General features: G+C 60.4%; 22 protein-coding genes and 1 pseudogene. 3 read left to right on the top strand and 20 right to left on the bottom strand.

Annotation, left to right across the window (positions count from 1 at the left end; genetic code table 11):
• Positions 1-80: 80 nt before the first annotated feature.
• The 13 genes from QF043_RS05675 to QF043_RS05615 all read right to left on the bottom strand — a co-directional run bounded on the left by QF043_RS05675 (position 81) and on the right by QF043_RS05615 (position 11005).
• Positions 81-749, bottom strand: coding sequence for a TetR/AcrR family transcriptional regulator (locus QF043_RS05675; protein ID WP_056861635.1), 669 nt, complete (start codon positions 747-749; stop codon positions 81-83).
• Positions 750-1195: 446 nt separating this feature from the next.
• Positions 1196-1981 (bottom strand): TatD family hydrolase, encoded by a 786-nt coding sequence (locus QF043_RS05670; protein ID WP_307417770.1) that lies wholly within the window; start codon positions 1979-1981, stop codon positions 1196-1198.
• Between the two features lie 63 nt (positions 1982-2044).
• Positions 2045-3034, bottom strand: coding sequence for a DNA polymerase III subunit delta' (locus tag QF043_RS05665; protein WP_138814240.1), 990 nt, complete (start codon positions 3032-3034; stop codon positions 2045-2047).
• Complete coding sequence (tmk, locus tag QF043_RS05660) at positions 3027-3659, bottom strand: dTMP kinase (RefSeq protein WP_305454990.1); 633 nt, start codon at positions 3657-3659, stop codon at positions 3027-3029. The genes QF043_RS05665 and tmk overlap by 8 nt, the downstream gene beginning before the upstream one ends.
• A 19-nt stretch (positions 3660-3678) precedes the next feature.
• A complete protein-coding gene (gene mltG / locus QF043_RS05655) occupies positions 3679-4815 on the bottom strand; it encodes an endolytic transglycosylase MltG (protein ID WP_307417768.1) in 1137 nt (378 codons plus the stop codon).
• 1 nt (position 4816) lies between these two features.
• Positions 4817-5632, bottom strand: a complete 816-nt coding sequence (gene pabC, locus QF043_RS05650) for an aminodeoxychorismate lyase (RefSeq protein ID WP_307417767.1) — start codon at positions 5630-5632, stop codon at positions 4817-4819.
• Positions 5632-6876: a beta-ketoacyl-ACP synthase II gene (gene fabF, locus QF043_RS05645; RefSeq protein WP_056861643.1), complete on the bottom strand. Its 1245-nt coding sequence runs from the start codon at positions 6874-6876 to the stop codon at positions 5632-5634. Before fabF ends, pabC begins: the two co-directional genes overlap by 1 nt.
• Before the next feature lie 128 nt (positions 6877-7004).
• The gene (acpP, locus tag QF043_RS05640; RefSeq protein ID WP_016973676.1) at positions 7005-7241 is read right to left on the bottom strand and encodes an acyl carrier protein; all 237 of its coding nucleotides are present in this window, start codon (positions 7239-7241) and stop codon (positions 7005-7007) included.
• A 192-nt stretch (positions 7242-7433) separates the two neighbouring features.
• The gene (fabG, locus tag QF043_RS05635) at positions 7434-8177 is read right to left on the bottom strand and encodes a 3-oxoacyl-ACP reductase FabG (protein WP_015885432.1); all 744 of its coding nucleotides are present in this window, start codon (positions 8175-8177) and stop codon (positions 7434-7436) included.
• A gap of 21 nt (positions 8178-8198) precedes the next feature.
• Positions 8199-9137 (bottom strand): ACP S-malonyltransferase, encoded by a 939-nt coding sequence (fabD, locus tag QF043_RS05630; protein ID WP_307417766.1) that lies wholly within the window; start codon positions 9135-9137, stop codon positions 8199-8201.
• Between the two features lie 126 nt (positions 9138-9263).
• Positions 9264-10274: a phosphate acyltransferase PlsX gene (gene plsX, locus QF043_RS05625; RefSeq protein ID WP_082463689.1), complete on the bottom strand. Its 1011-nt coding sequence runs from the start codon at positions 10272-10274 to the stop codon at positions 9264-9266.
• 4 nt (positions 10275-10278) lie between these two features.
• Entirely contained in the window at positions 10279-10461 is a 183-nt protein-coding gene (gene rpmF, locus QF043_RS05620; RefSeq protein WP_008152339.1) for a 50S ribosomal protein L32, read from the bottom strand.
• Positions 10462-10474: 13 nt separating this feature from the next.
• On the bottom strand, positions 10475-11005 hold the full coding sequence (locus QF043_RS05615; RefSeq protein WP_005790551.1) for a YceD family protein: 531 nt from the start codon (positions 11003-11005) through the stop codon (positions 10475-10477).
• A 105-nt stretch (positions 11006-11110) separates the two neighbouring features.
• Between QF043_RS05615 and QF043_RS05610 the strand changes: the two genes are divergently transcribed.
• Positions 11111-11689 carry a nucleoside triphosphate pyrophosphatase gene (locus QF043_RS05610; protein WP_307417765.1) on the top strand — a complete coding sequence of 193 codons (579 nt, stop codon included), beginning with the start codon at positions 11111-11113 and terminating at the stop codon, positions 11687-11689.
• Positions 11690-11823: 134 nt separating this feature from the next.
• Here QF043_RS05610 and QF043_RS05605 read toward each other — a convergent pair whose 3' ends face one another.
• From QF043_RS05605 to rluC, 3 genes and pseudogenes are all read right to left on the bottom strand, one after another.
• Positions 11824-12807 carry a S49 family peptidase gene (locus QF043_RS05605; RefSeq protein ID WP_056861647.1) on the bottom strand — a complete coding sequence of 328 codons (984 nt, stop codon included), beginning with the start codon at positions 12805-12807 and terminating at the stop codon, positions 11824-11826.
• 24 nt (positions 12808-12831) lie between these two features.
• Positions 12832-13492: pseudogene (locus QF043_RS05600) on the bottom strand (HAD-IA family hydrolase).
• On the bottom strand, positions 13479-14438 hold the full coding sequence (gene rluC, locus QF043_RS05595; protein WP_307417764.1) for a 23S rRNA pseudouridine(955/2504/2580) synthase RluC: 960 nt from the start codon (positions 14436-14438) through the stop codon (positions 13479-13481). Before rluC ends, QF043_RS05600 begins: the two are co-directional and overlap by 14 nt.
• A gap of 756 nt (positions 14439-15194) precedes the next feature.
• On the opposite strand from rluC, the gene rne reads away from it, so the two are divergent.
• Positions 15195-18443, top strand: a complete 3249-nt coding sequence (gene rne, locus QF043_RS05590) for a ribonuclease E (protein ID WP_373460658.1) — start codon at positions 15195-15197, stop codon at positions 18441-18443.
• Positions 18444-18560: 117 nt separating this feature from the next.
• On the opposite strand, the gene QF043_RS05585 is transcribed toward rne, so the two are convergent.
• The 4 genes from QF043_RS05585 to QF043_RS05570 form a co-directional block, all read right to left on the bottom strand.
• A complete protein-coding gene (locus tag QF043_RS05585; protein ID WP_307417762.1) occupies positions 18561-18998 on the bottom strand; it encodes a cupin domain-containing protein in 438 nt (145 codons plus the stop codon).
• A 200-nt stretch (positions 18999-19198) separates the two neighbouring features.
• Positions 19199-19783, bottom strand: coding sequence for a nucleotidyltransferase family protein (locus QF043_RS05580; RefSeq protein WP_307417760.1), 585 nt, complete (start codon positions 19781-19783; stop codon positions 19199-19201).
• Positions 19783-20769, bottom strand: coding sequence for an XdhC family protein (locus QF043_RS05575; protein WP_307417759.1), 987 nt, complete (start codon positions 20767-20769; stop codon positions 19783-19785). The genes QF043_RS05580 and QF043_RS05575 overlap by 1 nt, the downstream gene beginning before the upstream one ends.
• Before the next feature lie 135 nt (positions 20770-20904).
• Positions 20905-22236 carry a dicarboxylate/amino acid:cation symporter gene (locus QF043_RS05570; protein WP_017138374.1) on the bottom strand — a complete coding sequence of 444 codons (1332 nt, stop codon included), beginning with the start codon at positions 22234-22236 and terminating at the stop codon, positions 20905-20907.
• Positions 22237-22575: 339 nt separating this feature from the next.
• On the opposite strand from QF043_RS05570, the gene QF043_RS05565 reads away from it, so the two are divergent.
• Positions 22576-23574: an AraC family transcriptional regulator gene (locus tag QF043_RS05565; protein WP_307417758.1), complete on the top strand. Its 999-nt coding sequence runs from the start codon at positions 22576-22578 to the stop codon at positions 23572-23574.
• Positions 23575-23602: the final 28 nt, after the last annotated feature.

Genomic DNA, 23602 nt, shown 5'->3' with positions numbered 1-23602 from the left:
GCAAGCGTCCTTGCCTGAGTATATTCCTGGGGTACTGCAAGCGGCAGCAAAATCATTGCGCCATCACTGTCGGGAATGGCTTAAACAGCAGGAGCGTCGCTGCCCTTGGGCTCAGCACTCGGCAGCTCAGTGCTGTGCTTGCGCTTGTTGCCCATGCGCACGCCGATGTCCATCAGGAACTGGAAGAAGCCTTCCTGATCTTCCAGCACATTGCTCCAGAACGGCGAGTGGTACAGCGCAACAGCGCCATGTACCAACGCCCAGGCGGCGCAATAGTGGAAATACGGCGGCACGTCTTCGAGCTTGCCTTCGCTGATGCGGCCCTTGATCAGCAGGGTGAGGCGCTCGAAGTTCGAGGCGCGGATCTTGTGCAGCTCCTCGACCATTTCCGGCACTTGATGGCCCTTGACCACCTTTTCTTCCAGGCGGTCGAACAGGCGGTAGCGCTGCGGGTCACGCATGCGGAACTCGAAATAGGCGCGTGACAGCGCCTCCTTGTCCTTGTCCACATCAGCCGAATGCAACAGCTCGTTCAAATCGCGCTCGTAGTCGAGCATCAGCCGCAGGTAGATCTCGGCCTTGGATTTGAAGTGTTTATAGATCGTGCCTTTGCCGATACCCACGGCATCCGCAATCATCTCGACGGTGACGCTGTCTTCACCTTGTTCGAGGAATAACTTGAGTGCAGTGTCGAGAATTTCCTGCTCACGGCGGCGAAACTCACGGACCTTACGGGGTTCTTTGTGCATGAGGAAGAGGTCTGCAGAGGTCGGAATTAGGGAGGGTTACGAGGGCCACGACTTCATGGCGATACGATTTACCCGATGCGAGGGATTATCCCGACTGAACGGTCGTTGGGCAACGCCTATGTGAACCCATGGCGCACTTTAGTTTCAGCGCGTCAACGAATGGATGGATTTCAGTCAGAAACAATACATCACAATGGCAGCCGTGCTTGCGCTCAATGAGAACTCAAGCGAAGCGCGCGTATTCCAAATCTGTTTAAAAAACGACCAATCGCCACTGGACTGAATCGGATACTGATCAATACTTGAATTGTCGGCGCGACATCTCCCCCAAGTGACGCGTCGACCTGGGTACCGACGGACTGTGTGCCCTTGTTTTACTCCTAATGGTCTTAGCCCGGATTCACCCCCCCAGAACCCGGGTTTTTTTTGCCTGCGATTTGACCGCCTCAGCCAGCCACGTGGGCCAGCGGGAACAGACGCTTGAAGTTCTCGGTGGTCTGCTCGGCAAAGCGCTCATAGGATTCACCGCGCAGCATCGCCAGGTAATCGGCCACATCACGCACGTATTCCGGCAGGTTCGGCTTACCGCGATGGGGGATCGGCGCCAGGTAAGGCGAATCGGTTTCCACCAGCAGGCGGTCGGCCGGCACCTGACGCGCCACGTCGCGCAAGGCGTCGGCGTTGCGGAAGGTAACGATACCCGACAGGGAGATATAGAAGCCCAGGTCCAGCGCGGCCTTGGCCATGTCCCAGTCTTCGGTAAAGCAGTGCAGCACACCGGCCTGGGGCAAGGCCGCTTCGCGCAACAGTGTGAGGGTGTCAGCGCGGGCGCCTCGGGTGTGGACGATCACGGGTTTGCCGGTCTGCCGGGCGGCTTGCAGGTGCAGGCGGAAGGAGGCTTGCTGCAACTCGGCGGCTTCAGGCTCGTAGTGGTAATCCAGGCCGGTTTCGCCAATCGCCACCACGCGTGGGTGATTGAGCTCAGCCAACAGCCAATCCAGGGCCGGCGCTTCACCCGGTTTGAGGTCCAGCGGGTGGATGCCGACCGAACAATCGACATCGGCATAGCGATCAGCCAAGGCTTTGACGTCGGCGGCGTTGTCGGCGCTCACGCCGATGCACAGGAAGTGCCCTACCCCACGCTGGCGTGCCGCTTCCAGGGCAGCATCGAGGGAGCCGCCGTGCTGGGCAAGGTCGAGGCGATCAAGGTGGCAGTGGGAATCTACGAGCATAGGAAAGTACAACTTAATTCATGGGAAGTGTCTGGCCGACGATACACCCGTCGGCCACGAAAATTAACGCCGGCCGAGCAAGCCAACCCATTGCACCAGCAGTGCTTCGAGCAACAGCACGCGGTTGAGGTTGGCTTTGCCGAGGACTTTCTGGCGCTGGGCCAGGATCCAGTCCTGGATGTTCAATACCTTGTCCTGCGCACTTTTTTGCGCCAGGTACTGCACCACTTTGCGCATATCCGGCAGGCCCAGGCCGTTTTCGTCCTGGGTCAACTGGTAGCGCAGGATCAGGCTCGACCAGTCGCAGAACCAGTCGAACAGCAGCAGCAACGGAATATCCTTCCAGGCGCCTTCGGCCAGTTGCGTGGCGGATTGTTCCTGTTTGAGGAGCTTCTTGACGCCGTCCACCACCAGCGCCCTTTGCTCACGCACGCCTTGGGCCTGCAGCTTCACCGCCGCCAAGGGTGAACCGGCAGCCAGGGTAAGCAACTCGACCCGTTCGTCGGCGGAACATTCCGGCAGCGCCTGCGCCAGCCATTGCAGGCTCATGGCCTCGCTCGGCAGCGGACAGGCCTGCTGCACGCAACGGCTGCGGATAGTCGGCAGCAAACGGCTGGACTGATGGCTGACCAGCAACAGCACGGTGTCGCCCGACGGCTCTTCCAGGCTCTTGAGCAAAGCGTTGGCGGCGTTGATGTTCATCGCCTCCACCGGCTCGATCAGTACCACCTTGCGCCCGCCCATCTGCGCGGTCTGCACCACAAAGCTGACAAGGTCACGTACCTGGTCGACCTTGATCGCCTTGTCGGCCTCTTCAGGTTCGAGCAGGTAGTTGTCGGGGTGGCTGCCGGCCTTGAGCAACAGGCAGGATTTGCACTCGCCGCAGGCCTCCAGGTTGACCGGTTGCTTGCACAGCAGACTGGCCATCAGGCGCTCAGCCAGGGCGCGCTTGCCGATACCGATGGGGCCGTGCAACAAATAGGCATGGGCATGCTGGGCACGCCCGGCCAATTGCTGCCATAGGCTGTCCTGCCACGGGTAGGCTTCAGCCACGGGCGCGCTCCAGGAGTTTGGGCAGCAGAGCATCGATGGCCTGCTGTACCTGCACCAGTGGCTGGGCTGCGTTCAATAAGGAGTAACGCGCAGGCTCAGCCTTGGCACGCTGCAGGAACGCGCTACGGACCGCATTGAAGAATGTCGAACCTTCCAGCTCGAACCGATCCAATCGGCCACGGGCACTGGCGCGGGCCATACCGACTTCCACCGGCAGGTCGAACAGCAGGGTCAAGTCGGGGCGCAAGTCGCCTTGGACGAAGGCTTCCAGGCTGGCGATGCGCTCAACGGACAAGCCGCGCCCGCCTCCTTGGTAAGCATAAGTGGAATCGGTAAAACGGTCGCAAATCACCACCGCGCCCCGTGCCAGCGCCGGGCGAATCACTTCGGCCAAATGCTGGGCACGGGCAGCAAACACCAGCAGCAGCTCAGTGTCCGGATTCATTTGCTCTTCACCTGGAGCCAGCAACACTTCACGGATGCGCTCGGCCAGCGGCGTACCGCCGGGCTCGCGGGTCAGCACCACCTCGATGCCTTCAGCGCGCAGACGCTCGGCCAGGTAATCGCGGTTGGTGCTTTTGCCGGCGCCTTCCGGGCCTTCCAGGGTAATAAACAAGCCAGTCACAGGCGGTCCTTAGTCAGAGTCATTGCGGGCTTTGCGGCGCGGCGGTGTCCGGCGCAGGTTCGGCGGGTTTTTCAACCGGTGCGGCATCGGTCGCTGGCGTCGCATCTTCCGGCGGTTTTACCGCCGGTGCCGGGCTGGAGCGATAATCGGCGCGGCGCTTGAGTTGGAACTCACGCACGGCGGCATTATGCGCATCCAGGTCATCGGAGAAAATATGGCTGCCATCGCCTCGGGCGACAAAGTACAGGCTACTGCCGGCCACCGGGTTCAACGCCGCATGGATCGCCTCGCGGCCGACCATGGCGATTGGCGTCGGCGGCAGGCCAGCAATCATGTAGGTGTTATAGGGATTGGCTTCCTTGAGGTGCGCGCGGGTCAACTTGCCGGTGTAGCGCTCGCCCAGGCCGTAGATCACCGTGGGGTCGGTCTGCAGCAGCATGCCGATTTTCAAACGACGCACGAACACTCCGGCGATCTGCCCGCGCTCTTGCGGCACACCGGTTTCCTTTTCTACCAGGGAGGCCATGATCAGCGCCTGGTAAGGGTCGGTGTACGGCGCATCGGCGGCGCGCTGGCTCCATTCCTGGGCCAGTACCTCGTCCAGGCGGTTGTAGGCTTTTTTCAGGAATTCGACATCGGTCATGCCGCGCACGAAGCGATAGGTGTCAGGAAAGAACCGCCCTTCGGGAAATACCCCAGGGTGGCCGAGCTTATCCATCACTTCGCCGTCGCTCAGGCCCGACAGGGTCTGCACGATCTTTTCGTGTTTGGCCAACGCTGAACGCACCTGGCGGAAGTTCCAGCCTTCCACCAATGTCAGGCTGTATTGCACCACTTCGCCGCGCTGCCACAGGCCGATCAGGCCTTCGGCCGTCAGGCCTGGGGTCATGCGGTATTCGCCGCTGTGCAGCGGCTGACCGTCGAGGTTGAAGCGCCAATAAAGGCGCAACCAGAAGGCGCCATCCAGCACGCCTTCGGTTTCAAGGCGATTGAAGGTGCCCGTCGGGGTCGCCCCGGCGGGAACATCGAGCAATTGTTCCTGGGTCAGATTCAGGGGCTGCTTCAGCGCAGAGTCGAGCTTCCAGGCCGAAAAGCCCAGTAGCAAGCCTGCCGAGACCAGGCCGATCTGCAGCAGTAAAACCAGTTTTCGTATCAACTCAAATTTCCAATAGCGCGCGAACAATGCCCTGCAGTTTACGGGTGAGCAGCCCAACCGACCAGCTCATCCCGGCGCAACCACGTACGGGCCAAATGCCATAAACGCTGTTGCACACGAAAACTTCGTCGGCCTGTTGCAACTGGTCCATGCTGATGTCGGCCACGGCCACCGGGACGCCCAGGGTTTGCGCCTGGGCCAGAATCTCCGCACGCATGACGCCGGCAACCCCGCAACGATTCAGATCAGCGGTTAGTAACAAGCCATTGCGCACCAGGAACAGATTGCTGAACACGCCTTCGATGACGCGACCGGACCTATCCAGCATCAAGCCCTCGGCATGTTCGGTATCCTGCCATTCGGCGCGAGCGATCACTTGTTCAAGACGATTAAGGTGCTTGAGACCCGCCAGCAACGGCTGCTCGGCCAAGCGAGTGGCGCACGCAAACAGGCGGATGCCATCGGTTGCATGGGCCAGAGGATAAGCAGCGGGCGGATTGCCCTGCAAGATACGGCGCACGGGGACGCCAGGGTTGATGCCATAGCCGCGCAGGCTGTCGCCACGGGTGAGGATCAATTTGAGTACGCCATTGCCCATGGCAGCGGCGTAAGCCAGCACTTCGCTGCGGATCAGGGTTTGATCCGCAATCAAGGCGAGGCGCCTGCACCCCTCTTCAAGGCGTTGCAGGTGACGGTCGAGCAGCACCGGCTGCCCGGCCTTGACGGCGATGGTCTCAAACAGGCCATCGCCGTACGCCAGGCCACGATCTTTCAGGGGCACGCTGCCCGCTGGCTGACCGTCGACCCAGCTGTGCATCACTCGGCGAACCGGCGGAACACCAGGGAACCGTTGGTGCCACCGAAACCGAACGAGTTGGAGATCACCACGTCGATCGGCATCGGTTGCGCTTCGTGAGGCACGAAGTTGAGGTCGCAGCCCTCGTCCGGCTCATCAAGGTTGATGGTCGGCGGAGCGACCTGATCCTTGATGGCCATGACGCTGAAGATCGCCTCGACCGCGCCCGCCGCACCCAACAGGTGGCCGGTCATGGACTTGGTGGAACTGACCGCCAGCTTGTAGGCGTGCTCACCGAACACCGACTTGATGGCTTCGGCTTCCGCCAGGTCGCCCGTCGGGGTCGATGTGCCGTGGGCATTGATGTACTGCACCTGGTTGGCATTGACCTTCGCATCGCGCAAGGCGTTGGTGATGCAACGTGCAGCACCGGCACCGTCGGACGGCGGCGAGGTCATGTGGTACGCGTCACCGCTCATGCCGAAGCCGATCAGCTCGGCGTAGATAGTGGCACCGCGCGCCTTGGCGTGCTCCAACTCTTCCAGCACCAGGGCACCCGCGCCGTCAGCCAGCACAAAGCCGTCACGGCCCTTGTCCCACGGACGGCTGGCACGGGTCGGCTCGTCATTGCGCGTCGACAGCGCACGGGATGCGCCGAAACCGCCCATGCCGAGGCCGCAGGCAGCCATTTCGGCGCCACCGGCGATCATCACGTCGGCTTCGTCATAGGCGATATTACGCGCCGCCATGCCGATGCAATGCGTGCCGGTGGTGCACGCCGTGGCAATGGCGTAGTTGGGGCCCTGTGCGCCCAGATGGATCGACAGGAAACCGGAAATCATATTGATGATCGAGCCCGGCACGAAGAACGGCGAAATTCGACGGGGGCCGGAATCGTGCAGCGTGCGGCTGGTTTCTTCGATATTGGTCAAACCGCCAATACCCGAACCCATGGCCACGCCGATGCGCTCACGGTTGGCGTCGGTGACTTCCAGGCCGGCATTACGCACCGCCTGAAAACCGGCTGCCAGGCCGTATTGAATGAACAGGTCGAGCTTGCGGGATTCTTTGACCGAGAGATATTCCTCGACATTGAAGCCCTTTACCGAGCCGCCAAAACGGGTGGAATAGGCAGAAAGGTCCGTGTGTTCGATCAGACCAATACCACTGTGGCCAGCCAGAATGCCCTGCCAACTGCTCGGCACATCTGTACCCAGTGGCGACAACATACCCATACCGGTGACTACGACGCGTCTACGCGACACAGCACTCTCCTTTTTCTAATGACGACACTTTGCTTCGCAGCTTATTTTTCATCACCGCTTAAAGAAAAAACCGCACGCCGTTACAGCAGTGCGGTTTTTCCCTGACAGCAAGCGACGACTACAAACTATTACGCCTGGTGGGCAGTAACGTAGTCGATAGCAGCTTGAACAGTAGTGATTTTTTCAGCTTCTTCGTCCGGGATTTCGGTCTCGAATTCCTCTTCCAGAGCCATCACCAGCTCAACGGTGTCAAGGGAATCGGCACCCAGGTCTTCAACGAAGGAAGCGGAGTTGGTCACTTCTTCTTCTTTAACGCCCAGTTGCTCGGCAACGATTTTCTTGACGCGCTCTTCGATGGTGCTCATACCTTGTTTAACTCCTAATGGACAAATTCAGGCAGCTGGCCAGTGGGTAAGTGTATAGAAAGCCTTTTCAGCTTTTCAACTGAAAGCTTCACCCTCGTACCCGACCGGCCACCTGCCTATAAATTAAGTTGCAGCTTTATAACGGATTTTAGACAGCTCGTATGACATTTTTTTGAAGCGATCCGTCACAATTTAACTCATGTACATCCCGCCGTTCACCGGGATTGTAGCCCCAGTCACGTATGCCGCACCGTCGGATGCCAGGAAAGTGACCACATTTGCGATCTCTTGAGCCTGGCCCAAACGGCCCAGCGGAATCTGGGTCAGCAACGCTTCACGCTGTGCTTCCGGCAGTTCGCGGGTCATATCGGTGTCGATGAACCCTGGGGCCACCGAGTTGACCGTAATCGAACGCGAACCGACTTCACGGGCCAATGCACGGCTGAAACCCTCCAGACCGGCCTTGGCCGCTGCATAGTTTACTTGGCCTGCGTTGCCCATGGCACCCACTACGGAGCCAATATTGATAATTCGGCCCCAACGCGCCTTGGTCATGCCGCGCAAAACACCCTTGGACAGGCGAAACAGACTGTTCAAGTTGGTATCGACCACGTCGTACCACTCGTCGTCTTTCATGCGCATCATCAGGTTGTCACGGGTGATACCGGCGTTGTTCACCAGAATAGCCGGTGCGCCGAACTGTGCAGTGATCTCAGCCAGCACAGCAGCAACAGACTCGTCGCTGGTCACATTCAGCTCAAGACCGGTGCCCTGCACGCCGTTTTCCTTCAAGGTCGCAGCAATACGCTCAGCGCCCGAAGCGGAAGTGGCGGTGCCGATCACAACGGCGCCTTGACGGCCCAGTTCCAGGGCGATCGCCTGGCCAATGCCACGGCTTGCGCCAGTAACCAGTGCAACTTTACCTTGCAGACTCATGCAGGCTTCTCCTAAAGGGTTTCAGGCCAGTGCCGCGCGCGCGGCAGCGAAGGCATCCGGGGTATTGAGGTTGGCAGTCGACACGCCGTCGGCGCAGCGCTTGTTCAGGCCGGCCAGGACTTTGCCGGGGCCGCACTCGACCAACTCAGTGGCACCATTGGCAGCTAGGGTCTGTACCGACTCAACCCAGCGTACCGGCTTGTAAAGCTGCTCCAGCAGGTCGCGCTTGAGGGTATCGAGGTCGGCGGCAACGGCCGCGCTGACGTTCTGCACCAGCGGGATCTGCGGCGCCTGCCAATTGATGGCGGCGATGGACTCGGCAAAACGCTCGGCAGCCGGGCGCATCAGCTCGCAGTGCGACGGCACGCTCACCGGCAACGGCAAGGCGCGCTTGGCACCAAGGGCCTTGCAGCCCTCAATGGCACGCTCGACAGCGGCCTTGGCGCCGGCGATGACCACCTGGCCAGGGGAATTGAAGTTCACCGCGCTGACCACTTCGCCCTGAGCCGCTTCGGCGCAGGCCTGGATCACCACAGCGTCGTCCAGGCCGAGGATAGCGGCCATGCCGCCCTGCCCGGCTGGAACAGCCTCTTGCATCAGCTGACCACGGCGCTCGACCAGCTTGACCGCTTCAGCGAGGGTCAGGCTACCGGCGGCCACCAAGGCGCTGTACTCGCCCAGGCTGTGACCGGCCACATAAGCCGGGCGCGCGCCGCCCTCGGCCAGCCACAAGCGCCACAGGGCAATCGAGGCGGTCAGGATCGCCGGCTGGGTTTTGTCGGTTTGATTGAGTTGCTCTTCCGGCCCCTGCTGGGTCAGTGCCCACAGGTCGTAACCCAGGGCATCGGAAGCTTCCTTGAAGGTTTCCAGGATCAGCGGATGTTGCGCGCCCAGCTCGGCCAACATGCCGAGGGACTGCGAACCCTGCCCTGGAAAGACGAATGCGAGGGATGTAGACATGTAACAAGCCCCTAATGATCTGGTCGTCAAAAATGCTCGCACCGACGGTGGGCGCGAACGAAACTGACAGATTGGATGGTCAATTGAACTGGCCGGTCACATTTAAGCACTCCCGGGCCGATTCGCCTAAGGCAACAGATCCTCAAGACGCCCGTGCAAACGTTGCGGCAGGTTTTCCTGGATCTCGATCAACGCTCGCGCAATCGCACTTTGAAAGCCCTGCACACCGGCCGAGCCGTGGCTTTTTACCACAATGCCCTGCAGCCCCAGAAAACTCGCGCCATTATGCCGTGCTGGCGCAAGGTCAGCCTGCAGGCGGCGCATCAACGGTAACGCCAGCGCGCCGACCATGCGTGAGGCCAGGTTCTGCTTGAACAAGGCTTCGATACGCGTGGCGATCATGGTCGCCAGGCCTTCGCTGGACTTGAGCAGGATATTGCCGACAAACCCGTCGCACACCACCACATCCGCCTCGCCCCGGTACAAGCCGTCACCTTCGACAAAACCGATGTAGTTCAAGCCCCGCGCACCTTGCAACAAGGTGGCAGCCAGCTTGACCTGCTGGTTGCCCTTGATGTCCTCGGTGCCGATATTGAGCAACGCCACGCGTGGCCGGGCCACACCCAACGCCTCAGCGGCCACAGAGCCCATCACGGCGAACTGGAGCAGGTGCTCGGCACTGCAATCGACGTTTGCACCCAGGTCCAGAAGTTGGCAATAGCCTTTTTGCGTCGGAATCGCCGCAACCATGGCCGGCCGATCAATACCCGGCAACGTCTTGAGCACATGGCGCGACAACGCCATCAACGCCCCGGTATTGCCGGCACTGACACAGGCTTGCACCTTGCCATCACGCAACAACTCAAGGGCCACCCGCATTGAAGAGTCGGGCTTGCCACGCAAGGCTGCCGCGGGCTTTTCATCCATGCCGATGGTTTCGCTGGCCGCAGTAACGGTCAGGCGCGCGCGATCCACCGCCGGATGGCTGGCAATCAGTTCTTCAAGTAGGGAATGTTGACCGACGAGGGTCAGGTGCAGCGAGGGCGTAGCGGACAGGCTGGCAATGCAAGCCTGAACAATGCTGCGGGGACCGAAGTCCCCGCCCATTGCGTCAATCGCGATGACTTGAGCAGACAAGTGATTACTCGTCAGCGCCCTTGTCGATCACTTTACGGCCACGGTATACGCCTTCTGGCGATACGTGGTGACGCAGGTGAATTTCACCGGTGGTTTTTTCTACGGACAGAGTGCTTGCCGTCAGGGCATCGTGCGAACGACGCATGTCACGGGCAGAGCGGGATTTTTTGTTCTGCTGAACAGCCATAATTGATTAACTCCTAAACGTTTGGGTCACGCTTTAACTGCGCCAATACACTGAACGGGTTGGACCGCGTTACCTCGTCCTCGCTCGGCTCGGCCTCGTCATCAAGGCCCTCCGGCTGCTGGCATTCTTCCGGATGATGAGCAGGCACAATGGGCAAGGCGAGCAAAAGCTCCTCCTCGATCAGTGCATGCAGATCCAATGGATCTTCGCCCAGTTCCAGCACGTCATAACCTTTCGGCAACGACTGGGTATTCGCACCCTCTTTCACCACAGCATAACTGCATTCGCTGTGGATCGGCAGGGTGACCAGCTCAAGACAACGCTGGCAAACCATTTTGACTTCGGTGTCGATAAAGCTGTGGATTACCACAGACTTACGTTCATCTCGTTCAAAAACGAATTTAGCCTGCACCGTACCGACAGTGTCGGAAAGCGGGTCGCAGAGTCTCTCCAAATCGGCCAGCAGCACTTCACCTTGAAGGGTGGTGCCACGATCAGCCAATTTGCGCGGGTCAACGTGAGGTGGAATCGGGTCATTCAACATAGGCGCAGCATTATAGGGATGCACCCAGCCATGTCAAAGGAAATTCAGCCCTGTGCGTCAGCGGGTCGCCCCGCTAGAATCGGCGGCTGCCTCGAGGAGACACCCATGCTGCCTTTATTACTCGCTTCCAGCTCGGTTTATCGCCGGGAATTGCTGGCCCGCCTGCACCTACCGTTCATCTGCAGCTCGCCGGATATCGACGAAAGCCATCGCGCAAATGAATCGGCCATTGAGCTGGTCAAGCGCCTGGCGCAAGCGAAAGCCCGCGCCCTCGCCGCCAGCTATCCAGGGCATTTGATTATCGGCTCCGATCAGGTGGCCGCACTCGATGGCCGCATTATCGGCAAACCCCACACCTTTGAAAACGCCCGCGAGCAATTACTGGCCGCCAGCGGCAAACGGGTGAGTTTTTTAACCGGCCTGGCGCTGCTCAACAGTGAGACGGGGCATTGCCAGGTAGATTGTGTGCCGTTTACCGTGCAGATGCGCGCATTGGACGTGGAACGCATTGAGCGTTATCTGCGCATCGAGCAGCCTTATGACTGCGCAGGCAGCTTCAAGGCCGAAGGGCTGGGTGTGAGCCTGTTTCAGAGCACCGAAGGGCCGGATGCGACCAGCCTGGTCGGCCTGCCGCTGATTCGACTGGTGGACATGCTGCTGGCTGAAGGCGTGCAAATCCCCTAGGCCCCACCCCAAAACCAAATATGGGAGCGGGCTTGCTCGCGAAAGCGGAGTGTCAGCCAACATATCTGTCACTGACCCACCGTATTCGCGAGCAAGCCCGCCCCCACATTTCGATCTACATCAGGGCCGAAATATCAGCGCAGTGTCGGGCCCTGGAAGCCCATGTAGTAGGCCAGCTTCTCCGCCACACTGGCACCCAGCTTCTTGGAGAAGCGATCAAACGGCGATTCCTGAACAGTGAAGTCCACCAGTTCCTTCTCGCCAATCACATCGCGCGCCACCGAGCTGGCACTGCCCAGGCCATCGATCAAACCCAACGGCAATGCCTGCTCACCGGACCATACCAGGCCGGAGAACAGCTCAGGATGGTCCTTGTCCTTCAGACGATCGCCACGCCCCTGTTTAACGCTGGCAATGAACTGACGATGGGTGGTGTCGAGCACGCCCTGCCAGAACTGGGTTTCATCAGCCTTTTGTGGCTGGAACGGATCGAGGAACGACTTGTGCTCACCCGAGGTGTAAGTGCGACGCTCCACCCCCAACTTCTCCATGGTGCCGACAAAGCCGTAACCAGCCGCCGTCACACCAATGGAACCCACGAGACTGGCCTTGTCGGCATAGATCTGGTCAGCGGCGCTGGCGATGTAATAGGCACCCGAGGCGCCCAGGTCGGAAATTACCGCGTACAGCTTGATGTCCGGGTGCAGGCCGCGCAGGCGGCGAATCTCGTCATACACATAGCCAGACTGCACAGGGCTGCCGCCCGGGCTGTTGATGCGCAGGATCACGCCCTTGACCTTGGGGTCTTCGAACGCTGCACGCAGGCCACCGACGATATTATCGGCGCTGGCGGACTCCTTGTCGGCAATCACCCCGCGCACGTCGATCAAGGCGGTGTAGTTGTTGCCACGGGTCGCGCTTTTTTCCATGTCCATCAGCGGGCTGAACAACGCCAGCATGGCGATAAGCCAGATAAACGTCAGCAACTTGAAGAAAATCCCCCAGCGACGCGCACGGCGTTGCTCCTGGACACTGGCCAGCAGGGTCTTCTCCAACAGCTTCCAGCTTTTATCATCACCGCTTTCGGCCTTTTCGGGCGCTTTCCACTCGTCACTCATGCCATTAACCCCAGCAAAGACTTATCAGGCCCGGCTGAGCCAGGCTTGCAGTTCAGAAAAATGATCAATCGTCAGCCTGGGCTCGTATGCCTGCAAGGCTTCGGCAGCCTGGGCACCGTAGCTGACCGCCACGCTGTCCATGCCGGCATTGCGCGCCATCATCAGGTCGAACGAAGCGTCACCCACCATCAACGCCTGACGCGGCGCTACGCCGCAATGCGCCAGGATCTGCTCCAGCATCAGAGGGTGAGGTTTGCTGGCGGTTTCATCCGCTGCACGGGTGATATCGAAATAATCTTCAAACCCGTGGGCCTTGAGCACCCGATCCAGCCCGCGACGGGCCTTGCCGGTAGCCACGGCCAAGTGATAACCCTCGGCGCGAAACGCCTCCAGAGATTGCCTTACGCCGTCAAACAGCGGCGAAGGCGTGGCCTCCAGCCCTATGTAGTGATCGGCGTAATGGTCACGAAAAGTCACCAGCTCTGCGTCGCTGATCCGGGGGTACAAGGTACGGATCGCCTCGGGCAGGCCCAGGCCGATAATGCCTTTTACCGCCAGATCCGTGCACAACTCGAAGCCCGAACGGGTCGACGCCGCGTGCATCGAGTCGACGATGCGCCCCAATGGAATTGCACAGCGTGCCGTCCCAATCAAAAATCAGCAGCTCGTAGTCAGGGTGCGACACTCAAACGCTCCACGGTCTTGGCCCACATCTCATCGACCGGCGCCTGCAACTTCAACTCGCCGCCATCGGGCAGCGGCACGGTGAGCATGTAGGCGTGCAGGAACAGGCGTTTGCCGCCCAGGTCACGAATTTCCTTGGAGAAATCCTCATCGCCGTACTTGGTGTCGCCGGCGATGCAGTGGCCCGCGTGCAAGGTGTGCACACGAATCTGGTGGGTACGCCCGGTCACCGGCTTGGCCTCGACCATAGTGGCGAAGTCACCGAAGCGGCGCAGCACCTTGAACAGGGTCAGGGCTTCTTTGCCCTCCTCGTCCACTTCGACCATGCGCTCGCCGGAGCGCAGGTTGCTCTTCTGCAACGGCGCACGCACGCTCTTGATGGAGCTTGCCCAGTTGCCACGCACCAGTGCCATGTAGCGCTTGTCCACGCCATCGCCACGCAAGGCGGTGTGCAGGTGACGCAACATGCTGCGTTTTTTGGCGATCATCAGCAGGCCGGAGGTGTCGCGGTCCAAGCGGTGGACCAGTTCCAGCTCCTTGGCATCGGGTCGCAACTGACGAAAGGCTTCGATCACCCCGAACGTCAGGCCACTGCCGCCGTGAACCGCAATGCCGCAAGGCTTGTTGATCACGATCAGCTTGTTGTCTTCGTAGACAATCGACGCTTCGAGGCGCTGCAACAGGCCCTGGGCCAATGGCACCGGCTCGTCACGCTCAGGCACGCGCACCGGCGGCACACGGACGATATCGCCCGCCTGCAGCTTGTACTCGGGCTTGATCCGGCCTTTGTTCACGCGCACTTCACCTTTACGCAAGATGCGGTAAATCAAGGTCTTGGGCACGCCTTTGAGCCTGGCCAGGAGAAAATTGTCGATGCGTTGGCCGGCATATTCCGGCGAGACCTCGAGCAGCTGGACGCTGGGGGTCTGGGGGGCGGTAGTCGTCATGGCGGCGATGATAACAATTTTTTATGGAATTGAAGCACTTAATCATTGCTGCTATAGTCGCGAACGCCGCCAAAAGCGGCCTGGACAGAGGACTTGCGGCAAACTGCCGGCCCTGACCATCGCAATTCATCAGGACGCGAGGCCGTCCTACGGGGCTTTCGCCACCTTGGAAGGCTCAGGATTGTAACAAGCGCAGGTGACATGAGGCCTGAAGCGAGTGCAGAAAGCAGAGTGAATACTCGCGTTTTGCGCCGATATTTACGGCCAGTTCACAAAGTGCAGTCAGTCTTGAGCCAGACCACGGCGAATGCTTCGGAAACAACGCCTGTTAAGAGCTGAGTGAGAGCGCAGTCGCCCACACCTAGTCTTGTTTAGCCATGAGCGTGGACTCCCCATTGGAGTACACGGTAAATGCCAACCCGCTGCGGATTCTGCGCGCGGCAGCACCCGAATTATCAGGGATACGTGTAGGGTGGAGATGCACAACCGTCGGACCGTGTAGCATTAGGCTTATAAGACGCTTCATCTCGTCCACAGTCGCCGGTTGATTCCTCCTCCTGACCTTAGCTTTTGTTGAAGTGGTGCCTTTGTCACCACCGCTAACAAGCAGGACGCGTCCGTCGCGATACCGGCCCAATTGGCTCGTTATTGCTGGACACTGGAGTGGCCAACCACTCTTGACGCACCTGACACCGACCGTGAGAAGTCGTGTGTGCCGAACGCCGTTTCCGGCAGCCCGGAAACCGACGGTACAACATGAAAAGAATGCTGATTAACGCAACTCAACCCGAAGAGTTGCGTGTTGCACTGGTAGATGGCCAACGCCTCTATGACCTGGATATCGAATCCGGTGCGCGCGAGCAAAAGAAGGCCAACATCTATAAAGGCCGTATTACTCGCATCGAACCAAGCCTTGAGGCTGCCTTTGTCGATTTCGGCTCCGAGCGCCACGGCTTCCTGCCCCTCAAAGAAATCTCCCGCGAATACTTCAAGAAAGCCCCCGAAGGCCGCGTGAACATCAAGGACGTCCTGAGCGAAGGCCAGGAAGTCATCGTTCAGGTCGAAAAAGAAGAACGTGGCAACAAAGGCGCAGCCCTGACCACCTTCATCTCCCTGGCCGGCCGTTACCTGGTGCTGATGCCGAACAACCCGCGTGCCGGCGGCATTTCCCGTCGCATCGAAGGCGAAGAACGCAACGAACTGCGTGAAGCGCTGAACGGCCTGATCGCCCCTGCCGACATGGGCCTGATCGTGCGCACTGCAGGCTTGGGCCGCAGCAGCGAAGAAATGCAGTGGGACCTCGATTACCTGCTGCAACTGTGGACCGCCATCAAAGAAGCCTCCCTGGATCGTTCCGCGCCGTTCCTGATCTACCAGGAAAGCAACGTGATCATCCGCGCCATCCGCGATTACCTGCGCCAGGACATCGGCGAAGTGCTGATCGACAGCGTTGAAGCCCAGGACGAAGCCCTGACCTTCATTCGCCAGGTGATGCCGCAATACGCCAGCAAGATCAAGCTGTACGAAGACAGCGTTCCGCTGTTCAATCGTTTCCAGATCGAAAGCCAGATCGAGACCGCCTTCCAGCGCGTGGTCGAACTGCCTTCCGGCGGCTCCATCGTGATCGACCCGACCGAAGCCCTGGTGTCCATCGACATCAACTCGGCACGTGCCACCAAAGGCAGCGACATCGAAGAAACCGCCCTGCAGACCAACCTGGAAGCGGCTGAAGAAATCGCCCGCCAGCTGCGCCTGCGTGACATCGGCGGCCTGATCGTGATCGACTTCATCGACATGACCCCCGCCAAGAACCAACGCGCCGTGGAAGAAAAAGTCCGCGAATGCCTGGAAGCTGACCGTGCCCGCGTCCAAGTGGGTCGTATCTCGCGCTTCGGCCTGCTGGAAATGTCCCGTCAGCGCCTGCGTCCTTCCCTGGGCGAGAGCAGCGGCATCGTCTGCCCGCGTTGCAACGGCACCGGCATCATCCGTGACGTTGAATCGCTGTCCCTGGCGATCCTGCGCCTGATCGAAGAAGAAGCCCTCAAAGACCGCACCGCCGAAGTCCGCGCGCAAGTGCCGATCCCGGTAGCCGCGTTCCTGCTTAACGAAAAACGCAACTCGATCACCAAGATCGAACTGCGCACCCGTGCCCGCATCGTCATCCTGCCGAACGATCACCTCGAGACGCCGCACTTCGAAGTGCAACGCCTGCGCGATGACAGCCCGGAAGCCCACAGCGGCCAGTCCAGCTACGAAATCGCTGCTGCCGCTGCCGAAGTGGAAGAAGTCCAGCCAGCCGCTGCCACCCGTACTCTGGTTCGCCAGGAAGCCGCCGTGAAGACCGCACCGGCGCGTGCCAACGCACCGGTCCCGGCTGAAGTTGCTGCACCGGTTGCCGCACCGGCGGCCATGCCCGAGCCAAGCCTGTTCAAAGGCCTGGTGAAGTCGCTGGTCAGCCTGTTCGCCAGCAAAGAAGAGCCTGCTGCGCCGGTTGTGGTTGAAAAGCCTGCTACCGAACGCCCGGCCCGTAACGAAGAACGTCGCAACGGCCGTCAACAGAGCCGTAACCGCAACGGTCGCCGTGACGAGGAGCGCAAGCCGCGCGAAGAACGTGCACCGCGTGAAGAACGCGCGCCACGTGAAGAGCGTGCACCTCGTGAGGAACGTGCACCTCGCGAAGCCCGCGAAGAGACCCCAACCGTAGCCCGTGAAGAACGTGCACCGCGCGAAGAGCGCGCACCCCGTACTCCGCGTGCCCCGCGTGAAGACCGCAAGCCACGTGGCGAGCGTGAAGAACGTGTGCGTGAACTGCGCGAGCCGCTGGACGCCGCACCGGCAGTAGCTGCCGTCGCTGCCGAAGCCGCCAGCGAAGAACGCCCGGCCCGCCAGCCGCGTGAAGAACGCGCCCCACGTGAAGAGCGCCAGCCGCGCCCACCGCGTGAAGAGCGTCAACCACGTGCCGAGCAAGCCGCTGCCACCAGCGAAGAAGAAGTGCTGACCGGTGAAGAGCACCTGCAGGAAGACGGTCAGGACAACGCCGAAGGCGATCGTCCACGCCGCCGCTCCCGTGGCCAGCGTCGTCGCAGCAACCGTCGTGAGCGTCAGCGTGATGCCAACGGCAATGTGATCGAAGGCTCGGAAGAGACCGGCGAGAACAGCGAAGCGGCCACCGCAGAGCCAACCAGCGCCGAACTGGCTGCCGGCCTGGCGGTGACCGCCGCCGTAGCCAGCAGCGTGATCAGCGCACCGGCTGAAGCCCAGGCGCATGAGCAAGCTGAACGCGCTACTGCTGCTGTTGAAGAAACAGCGGCTGTAGAAGCGCCGGTTGCCGAGACCCCAGTGGTTGAAGCGCCGGTTGTTGAAACGCCAGTCGTCGAAGCCACTACCCCGATCGAAGCCCCAGTGGTTCCGGAAGTGGAAGTCGCCTCGCCAGTACGCGAAGTGCGTGAAGTGCGTGAAGTGCGCGACGTTCAGCCAGAAGTCGAAGTGGCTGCTGTCGAGCCTGCACCGGTAGCCGAGCCTCAGCCAGTGGTTGAAGCCCCGGTTGTCGAAGAAGCTGCCCCGGCAGTGCGTGAAGTTCGCGAAGAACAGACCGCCTTCCAGTGGACTGCCGAACCAACTGCACCGGTTGAAGCGCCAGCACCTGCCCCTGTGGTAGAAGAAGCGCCTGCACCGGCTGCCGAAGTGGTTGCCGAGCCAGCCCCAGTGGTTGAGCCTGCACCCGTGATTGAAGCGCCCGTAGTTGTTGAAGCACCAGTGGTTGCCGAAGTCGCAGCGCCCGTGGTTGAAGCCGCGCCTGCCAGTGCCCTGACCGAAAACGGCCGTGCGCCGAACGACCCACGTGAAGTGCGTCGTCGTCGCAAGGAAGCTGAAGCCGCCGCTGCTGCAGCCGCTGCCGCACCGGCTGCCGAAGCGGTCGAGGCACCAGCCCCTGCCGCAGAAACAGTGGTTGAACATGCCCCACAGGCACTGGAAGCAGAGCACGAGCCTAAACCTCTCGTCTGATCGCCAGCGCTACTAAAAAGCCCCGTCAGGTAACCCTGGCGGGGCTTTTTTTTGGCTACTGCTCTGCAAGCATAAATAATGCACGCAAGGGTTGATCACGCTACTGAGCGACAGGCACTACTCATTCACAGGCACCAAGTCGAAACGATTGACCTGGTATTGAAAGAGCAAACAATCCGGGCCCGCTCTACACCCACTGAAGTGCTCTAGCCGCGCAGGCAGCCAATAATAAGAGCCTGGGGGATAGTCAACTGTTTTGCCGTCGATAATTGCGTAGAACGTCCCCTGAAGCACCACTGTCGGCAGCGCTTGCGTGTGACGATGGTAAGGATTATCTCTGCCACCGGGAAACCTTACGAAGGCCTCATAAGGCCCATTGCCCAAGAGATCGCCTTTCACATTGGCATAATAAATCCCCTGACTACCCGGAACCTCCTTCCACACAAGAGCAGAGACGGGCTCAGAAATAGGGTCGTTCGGTTCTGGGGGCGGAATATAAGCCCATGCCGCCGTAGAGAGCGTGAGGGTTGCGACAGCTACTTTAATTTTTGTCATAAAGGCACTCACCGTAAATTAATTACGCCTCAGCCTAAACGGGGAAATACTGCCACTTCAGACCCTGGACAGTCAGACAATAAAAGCTTTCCGCCTCTGAACTGACGGCAGGAAGTATGACTAATAACAGACCTTGTCAGCGACCCTCTTCATTAGTCACCTGGAAGTCTAGAAGAGCAAAAAACAAACGCCACTGTCGATCACATCCCGTAGTGCAACAACGTGGGTACATCGACATCCCACAGGATCCCTGGGTCATCGACGGCAACTTCTCGCAGGCCCGCGTTGGCAAACAGCGGTTTGGCCCCACGGTCTCCGGTCAGCGCCATCAAAGCAGGGCCGAACGAACGTCCAAACGCGACGGGATGCCCATACTGACCGCAATGTACAGGCACCCTGATGTCAGCCTCCTCCAGCGCGTCGATCACGTGCTCAATACTGGAAGGCAAGATAAACGGCATGTCTCCCAGCACTATCAGCCACCCCTCAGCCATAGCGCTGGCCACGACGGCTGCCGCAATACTGTCGCCCATGCCGGATGAATGCAGCAACAACACCTCACACCCGTAGAGCTGCGCCAGGCGAATCACTTCAAGCCGCTCTGGCGTGGTCACCACCCACCGCGCTGCGACACGTTCAGGCAAGGTCATCAGCACCTGCTCGATGACCGGCCGCGTCACGCCATCGCGCCCCACGCAACGGGCCAGTAACTTATCCTGATCAACGCCAGCTTCAGCACGAAAGCGGCTGCCCTGCCCCGCTGCCAGCACAATCGCCGTGACCATTACTCAGCCGCCACCGGCAGCGGTTTCTTCTGCACCGGCGCCACGCCATTTTTGATCGCGACAATTTCCGCCATCAGTGACAGGGCAATTTCCGCCGGTGTGTGGCTACCGATATGCAGACCGATCGGCCCATGCAGACGCGCGATCGCCTGCGCCGACAACCCCAGCGCCGCCAGGGTTTCCCGGCGCTTCTGCGTATTGACCCGCGAACCGAGGGCGCCAATGTAGAACGCCGATGAGTTCAGCGCCGTCAGCAGTGCCATATCGTCCAATCGAGGGTCGTGCGTCAGGCAGACGATGGCTGTGCGCTCATCCGTCTTGATATTCAGCACCGCCTCATCCGGCATGCCGGGCACGAAGCGGCCATGCTGCTCTTCCCAGCCGTAGACGAATTCTTCGCGCGGGTCGCAGATCAGCACTTCGAAATCCAGCAGGCGCGCCATTTCAGCCACGTAGCGCGACAGTTGCCCGGCGCCGATCAGCAGCAAACGCCAACGCGGGCCGTAGATGGCCCGCAGGCGCTCGCCATCAAAGGTCACGACATCGGTCTTGGCCGCGCCGCTCAAGGTGACCTTGCCACTGCTCAGGTCCAGCTCACGCGCGACAATCTGATGGTCTTCACAGCGCGCCAGCAACTGCGAGACCCAGCCGAATTCATCCACGCGTTCCTCAGTCAGGCGTAACGTGCCGCCGCACGGCAGGCCAAAACGCGCCGCCTCATCGCGGGTGACGCCGTAGGTCACCAACTGCACCGGCGGGCCGCCCTCCGGCAAGCGGCCATCCTGCAAGCGCGCGATCAAGTCGTCCTCGATGCAACCGCCCGACACCGAGCCGATCACCACGCCATCGCCACGCAAGGCCAGCATTGCCCCTGGCGGGCGCGGCGCGCTGCCCCAGGTCTGTACCACGCTGTACAACACCACTCGGTGCCCGGCACGGCGCCATTCGAGCACGCTGCGCAGGACATTCAGATCCACACTGTCCATCAGGTCTCCTACAGCGGATAAAGTATTCACTTACTGTAAAGCAAGCAAAACCCCAAGCGCCACGTCAGAAACGCAAACGCCCCGAACCAGTCGGGGCGTTTGCAGGCTTTGGGTGTTGTTCACACCCTGGGCAATTTACTTGATAGCAGGCGCAGGGCCTTCGGCCACGCCCAGGTCATCTTCCGGACGGGTATCGGAGATACCGGTGCCGCCGGATGCCAACTCGCTGTGCAGTTTGTCGGTGTCCAGTTCTTTAACCCACTTGGCCACAACGATGGTGGCAACCGCGTTACCCACCAGGTTGGTCAGTGCGCGGGCTTCGGACATGAAGCGGTCGATACCCAGGATCAGCGCCAGACCGGCAACCGGCAGGTGGCCTACGGCCGACAGGGTGGCAGCCAGCACGATGAAGCCCGAACCGGTCACGCCTGCAGCGCCTTTGGAGGACAGCAGCAGCACCAGCAGCAGGGTGATCTGGTGGGTGATGTCCATGTGGGTGTCAGTCGCCTGGGCGATGAACACGGCAGCCATGGTCAGGTAGATCGAAGTACCGTCGAGGTTGAAGGAGTAGCCGGTCGGGATCACCAGGCCTACTACGGATTTCTTCGCGCCCAGACGCTCCATCTTGATCAGCATGCGTGGCAGTGCGGATTCGGAGGAGGAAGTACCCAATACGATCAACAGCTCTTCACGGATGTAGCGAACCAGCTTCAACACGCTGAAACCGTGGGCGCGGCAGATGGCGCCCAGCACCACCACCACAAACAGGATGCAAGTGATGTAGAAGCAGATCATCAGCTGGCCCAACTGCACCAGAGAACCTACACCGTAGGCGCCGATGGTGAACGCCATGGCGCCCAGGGCACCGATTGGCGCGAGCTTCATGATCATGTTGATGATGTTGAACATCACATGGGCGAAGCGATCGATGAAGTCCAGCACCGGCTTGCCGTAGGCACCCAGGCGATGCAGGGCGAAACCGAAGATCACCGAGAACATCAGCACTTGCAGGATGTCGCCGTTGGCGAAAGCGCCGACGATGGTGTTCGGGATCACATTGAGGATAAAGCCAACCACGCTCTGGTCTGCACCGGCGGTCACGTAGGCCGCGACTTTAGAGGCGTCCAGGGTCGCCACGTCGATGTGCATGCCGGCGCCCGGTTGCACCACGTTGACAACGATCAGGCCGATCAGCAGGGCGATGGTGGAAACAACTTCGAAGTACAGCAGCGCGTAGCCGCCGGTTTTGCCCACCGATTTCATGCTTTGCATGCCGGCGATGCCGCTGACAACGGTGCAGAAGATGATCGGGGCAATGACCATTTTGATCAGCTTGATAAAGCCGTCACCCAGTGGCTTGAGGGCCACGCCGGTCTGCGGGTAGAAGTGACCGAGCAAAATACCGATAACGATTGCGACGATCACCTGGAAATACAGGGATTTGTAGATTGGCTGACGAGTCGTCATTGCAAAGTTCCTCAATCGCACCGTGTGGCAAAGATCCGCCATTGCCCACGACACTTGAATTGCGAACCCTCCTGCACTGGAGGGATTTGTTGTTTGCGAGGCCTGTAGGAACATTCCTGCGCTGCAATCCTTATCGCAAACGCCGTGCCACTTTGCACAAATCGCCTGAAGGCCTTTAGACATCAGGGCTCAGGACCAACACCACGCCCTCGCCACTGTGGATGAGGTGGCGGAATTCCGCCCACTCACCCCATCTCGTCCTACAATTTGGCGGATATCCGCCTTGTCGCCCCACCCGGTGATGGCTAACATCCGCCACTCCATGGACGAGGCCCTAACATGCGTGAACGTACCATCGCCAGTCACTACGCCCGCGCCGCTCTGGGCGGTGCGCGCCGCGCGGGCTACGACTATTCGGGCGTGCTGCTGCAAGTGGGCATCACCCCGGAACTGCTGAGCGAACCCCGCGCCCGCATCGCCCCCGAGCAATTTACCCGGTTGTTGCAAATGCTGTGGCTGGGGCTGGACGACGAATACCTGGGGTTTGCCGAAGGCCCGAGCAAGCGCGGCACCTTCGCCATGATGTGCCACGCCCTGATTCACTGCCGCACCCTGGAGAAGGCTCTGGAACGCGGCTTATTATTTTATAGCCTATTCCCGCAGGGTCCGCGCTGGCAGCTGACCAGAGAGGGCGACTTGGCCCGCTTGAGCCTGGACGATTCGCAGCTGTGGGACCCGGACCACTTTCTCAGCGAGTGCCTGCTGGTGATCTGGCATCGCCTGGGCAGTTGGTTGATCGGCCAGCGTATCCGGCTGCAGCAGGCCACGTTCAGCTACCCGATGCCGGCCCATGCGGGCGAATACGACCTGCTGTTCCCCTGCCCTCAGGTATTTGGCGCACCGAACAGTAGCCTGGTGTTTCCCGCTCGATACCTGAGCCTGCCGTTGTTACAGGACGAGCGCACCCTCAAGCACTTTCTCGAGCGCTCGCCCGCAGACCTGTTGTCGCGGCCTGATGAAGGCGACAGTTTAAGCAGCCAGCTGCGCCGCCTGCTCAGCCGCGACCGCACGCCCTGGCCCGACCTGGAGGCCGTCGCCCAGCATCTGCACATCAGCCCGCAAACCCTGCGCCGGCATTTGCGCGAGGAAGGCACCAGCTTTCAGGCGCTCAAGGATGAGTTGCGGCGGGACATCGCCATTTATCATTTGGGGCGGGCGGATTTGTCGTTGCAGGAGATTGCCGAGCAGTTGGGGTTTTCGGAACCGTCGGCGTTTCATCGGGCGTTCAAGAAGTGGACGGGGCTGACGCCGGGGGCTTACCGCGCGCAGGAGAGTTAGAGGTGCAGTGCCTGGGCAGGCCTCATCG

Source organism: Pseudomonas sp. W3I7 (genome assembly GCF_030816095.1).
Lineage (GTDB): Bacteria > Pseudomonadota > Gammaproteobacteria > Pseudomonadales > Pseudomonadaceae > Aquipseudomonas > Aquipseudomonas salomonii.
Note: the sequence above shows the minus strand (reverse complement) of the source record. Positions and strands in the feature narration are given on the sequence as shown.

What these genes read in the sequence shown, in the direction of transcription:
- QF043_RS05615 (WP_005790551.1), bottom strand. Translation starts at nt 11,005, where the DNA reads ATGTTGAATGACCCGATTCCACCTCACGTTGACCCGCGCAAATTGGCT.
- QF043_RS05575 (WP_307417759.1), bottom strand. Translation starts at nt 20,769, where the DNA reads ATGGACAGTGTGGATCTGAATGTCCTGCGCAGCGTGCTCGAATGGCGC.
- QF043_RS05675 (WP_056861635.1), bottom strand. Translation starts at nt 749, where the DNA reads ATGCACAAAGAACCCCGTAAGGTCCGTGAGTTTCGCCGCCGTGAGCAG.
- pabC (WP_307417767.1), bottom strand. Translation starts at nt 5,632, where the DNA reads ATGCACAGCTGGGTCGACGGTCAGCCAGCGGGCAGCGTGCCCCTGAAA.
- QF043_RS05580 (WP_307417760.1), bottom strand. Translation starts at nt 19,783, where the DNA reads ATGGTCACGGCGATTGTGCTGGCAGCGGGGCAGGGCAGCCGCTTTCGT.
- fabG (WP_015885432.1), bottom strand. Translation starts at nt 8,177, where the DNA reads ATGAGTCTGCAAGGTAAAGTTGCACTGGTTACTGGCGCAAGCCGTGGC.
- QF043_RS05570 (WP_017138374.1), bottom strand. Translation starts at nt 22,236, where the DNA reads ATGACGACTCGTCAGCCAATCTACAAATCCCTGTATTTCCAGGTGATC.
- rluC (WP_307417764.1), bottom strand. Translation starts at nt 14,438, where the DNA reads ATGACGACTACCGCCCCCCAGACCCCCAGCGTCCAGCTGCTCGAGGTC.
- acpP (WP_016973676.1), bottom strand. Translation starts at nt 7,241, where the DNA reads ATGAGCACCATCGAAGAGCGCGTCAAGAAAATCGTTGCCGAGCAACTG.
- fabD (WP_307417766.1), bottom strand. Translation starts at nt 9,137, where the DNA reads ATGTCTACATCCCTCGCATTCGTCTTTCCAGGGCAGGGTTCGCAGTCC.
- QF043_RS05585 (WP_307417762.1), bottom strand. Translation starts at nt 18,998, where the DNA reads ATGACAAAAATTAAAGTAGCTGTCGCAACCCTCACGCTCTCTACGGCG.
- rpmF (WP_008152339.1), bottom strand. Translation starts at nt 10,461, where the DNA reads ATGGCTGTTCAGCAGAACAAAAAATCCCGCTCTGCCCGTGACATGCGT.
- QF043_RS05670 (WP_307417770.1), bottom strand. Translation starts at nt 1,981, where the DNA reads ATGCTCGTAGATTCCCACTGCCACCTTGATCGCCTCGACCTTGCCCAG.
- QF043_RS05610 (WP_307417765.1), top strand. Translation starts at nt 11,111, where the DNA reads ATGCTGCCTTTATTACTCGCTTCCAGCTCGGTTTATCGCCGGGAATTG.
- rne (WP_373460658.1), top strand. Translation starts at nt 15,195, where the DNA reads ATGAAAAGAATGCTGATTAACGCAACTCAACCCGAAGAGTTGCGTGTT.
- QF043_RS05605 (WP_056861647.1), bottom strand. Translation starts at nt 12,807, where the DNA reads ATGAGTGACGAGTGGAAAGCGCCCGAAAAGGCCGAAAGCGGTGATGAT.
- QF043_RS05565 (WP_307417758.1), top strand. Translation starts at nt 22,576, where the DNA reads ATGCGTGAACGTACCATCGCCAGTCACTACGCCCGCGCCGCTCTGGGC.